We start from the raw sequence: 2,820 nt of genomic DNA, 5'->3' as shown, positions 1-2,820 counted from the left end.
ACCTTTTTTGATAGTATGCATATTGCTTATCAGAAAAATATTGATAGCATTAAACAGGATGCTGATTTTGGTTTTGACTTTGTTAATTCTTCTGTCAGTTAATTCATGCCTGTCAGATCAAGTCTAAACTATTACACACTAACTGAGTGCGACTGGATCCCAGTGTCAGCTACTAGAATGACATACTTTTTGGTGAAAATTACTCTTATATTATAACGTTTGTAGTTATGAATTTGACTATAGGATCAAGTCTAGAAAAATCTAGATTCCAGACTGGAATGACAACTTAAATTGCTTGATGTGAACATAAAATAGCTCATGTCATCACGTTAGCAATACAACTTCTTTAATAAAAACTAAATCAATTCCCGTAATAATTGTACTAGCTAAGGCTAAAAGGCAGAGGGTTATTAGTGAGGGAAAATATGAATACTCAAAGCACACAACAATATCATGAATTCATTCGAGGATTTTTTACTTTATTCGATGAAATAAAAAAGGAAGACGACCCAATTTATAATTCCAGAGTTGGTTTTAATGCAGTAAAGTTTCTAATAAAGCACCCCATCTGGAATTTGGAGATAGATGAAGACAAAAATAAAGCTTATGAAGTTATTCTTCCAGAGCAGAACAAGATAAAGAAAGCCGAACAAAAGCTTGAAAGTGAAGTTAAAGCAAGGTTAAAAGAGTATGTTGATGATATCGCAGGAGTTTCAATATATGGCGATCACGCAAGTATTACACTGGGAGATGACAAAAAAGAGTTTAAAATCAGCGAGTTTTTAAATAGTGACTTTTGTCAGAAGAAAGGAATTTCGGGATTTTCAACGCTGCATAGTGATGGAAAGAGCGGAATGCACGGTTTTGTTGCCGAAGAAGGAGAGAAAAGAATAAGGCATTATGTTGTAACCGATGGTTCATATGAAATGACTTTGAATTGGCATGACAAAAATGGAAAAAAATGTACTATCAAAATCAAGATTGATAAAGATGGTGTAGATCTAACTGAACGTAATGGTGTTACTGAGGAACAATTAAAAGCAAACACAGATGTAAAAATAGGTGGCTTATTCCTATATCAAATACAATTCAAGGAGAAAGGACAAGAACAAGAGAAACAACAATCATCTGAAACTTTCATAGAAAGTGATATTAGTAAAGGTATTGGCGTTCAAGCTACTCAAGATCAAGAAGTTGAGTTTAAGCATGTAACGACTAGCACTACAAATTCTAATAACGCATCTGCTAAAAAGATTCCACCGTCACTTCCACCTAGAGCTAGTTCATTACCTAATAATCAGAAAAAAGATGAGTATCAGCCAATACGGATTAATAGTAGAAATAACTACAATTCTCCATATTCTGATGCTTCTTCAAGCAGTACTATTTTCACCAAGTCTGTAATCTACAATCAAGATAATACACAAGAGGATGAACGGTATGACAATCCTACATTTGCTACATTTGGACATGCTGTACCTGGAAGCCGAAAATCAGATGAAAGTGAGCAAATATCTAATAATCGGCAAAAAGGTGCAATTTTTGATCCTACAACTACTGAAAGCGCTGCACCAGTACAAGACGTTGCATTCAAAAAAGTTAAAGATGCATTTAAGTATGAAAACGCTAAAGAATCACGCAATACTGGAAATAAGCAACCACTAAATGATGTAGCTTCGATTCTTGCATGGAAAGCAAAAAATGAGTTATTACGTAGTGAAAGTGAGTATGATGAAGAATTTTCTGACTTCGAAGATGGTTGGAGCGATAACGAAGATGAGTATATAACGCTTTCAAATCCTCAATCAGATTATAAACAAGAAAAAGATTATCTTAGCACTAAGGAAAACGAAGAAAGAGGAAACGATAAACAAAAAGAAACCGAAGATAAATTACAAGAAAATGAATCTCTAGAATACAGCTCAACAGACATAAAAATAAACGATTCGGGCTATTCATCTCCAACTCACTCTAATCATGAAAAATCTCGAGTAAATTCTGGACAGTTAAAAGCGAGCCTAATGAATGTTGAACAAAGAGATGATACCCTACTTGCGGAATTTACCAGTAAGTTGGATAAAGAAACTCAGAAATTCCTGCTAAAACCAGTAAATCAAAAGAAAATGAGTGGGCAAACAAAAGAACATTTATTAGCAGCTGGATTGCTAAAAGACAATGCAGCGGAGAAAGAAATAAACGACTCAGGTTACTCATCTCCAACTTACACTAGCCACTATAATTTTCAGGTCAATTCTGAGCAATTAGAGAAGAGATTAGAAACCATTGAACCAAAAGATACATTGGAAAAATTGAATAAAGGATTGAGAGAACCTTCACACCAGGCTACTAAAGATTTATTCTCAGAAAGTATGTTGAAAGAAATAAAAGAAGGTAAAAAATATGACCCTGTACGTAAGTTATTAGAAAGAAAAGTGGCAGAACAAGAAGCAGAACAAGAAAATGATAATACTAATCTGACTATAGACAAAAATAGCGAACTATATAAATTGCTAGAAAAAGATGCAGCACAACTGAAAGCTGGAATAGTAGAAGAGGAAAGAAAAGATACTTTAACAGAACGCAATGATAGTCCTGATCGCAATAGAATTGCATTAGCAAATAGAAATAGAATCTGGGCTAAACTTATTGCTGAAGAAAAACAAAAAAAGGACAATGGTATGTTGTAATAGTTTAGACTTGATCTGACAGGCATGAATTAACTGACAGAAGAATTAACAAAGTCAAAACCAAAATCAGCATCCTGTTTAATGCTATCAATATTTTTCTGATAAGCAATATGCATACTATCAAAAAAGGTTT

At 33.7% G+C, this 2,820-nt stretch carries 1 protein-coding gene; it reads left to right on the top strand.

What is annotated here, in order from left to right; all coding sequences use genetic code 11:
- Positions 1-425 precede the first annotated feature (425 nt).
- Complete coding sequence (locus JR053_RS05260) at positions 426-2,687, top strand: hypothetical protein (protein ID WP_416603801.1); 2,262 nt, start codon at positions 426-428, stop codon at positions 2,685-2,687.
- Positions 2,688-2,820: the final 133 nt, after the last annotated feature.

The sequence above is a fragment of the Wolbachia endosymbiont of Nasonia vitripennis genome (assembly GCF_048054115.1).
Taxonomy (GTDB): Bacteria; Pseudomonadota; Alphaproteobacteria; order Rickettsiales; family Anaplasmataceae; genus Wolbachia.
The sequence above is the reverse complement of the archived record's forward strand: the minus strand, read 5'-3'. Positions and strand labels throughout refer to the sequence as shown.

Excerpts from the sequence above, each read along its gene's own strand:
- JR053_RS05260 (WP_416603801.1), top strand. The coding sequence starts at position 426 with ATGAATACTCAAAGCACACAACAATATCATGAATTCATTCGAGGATTT.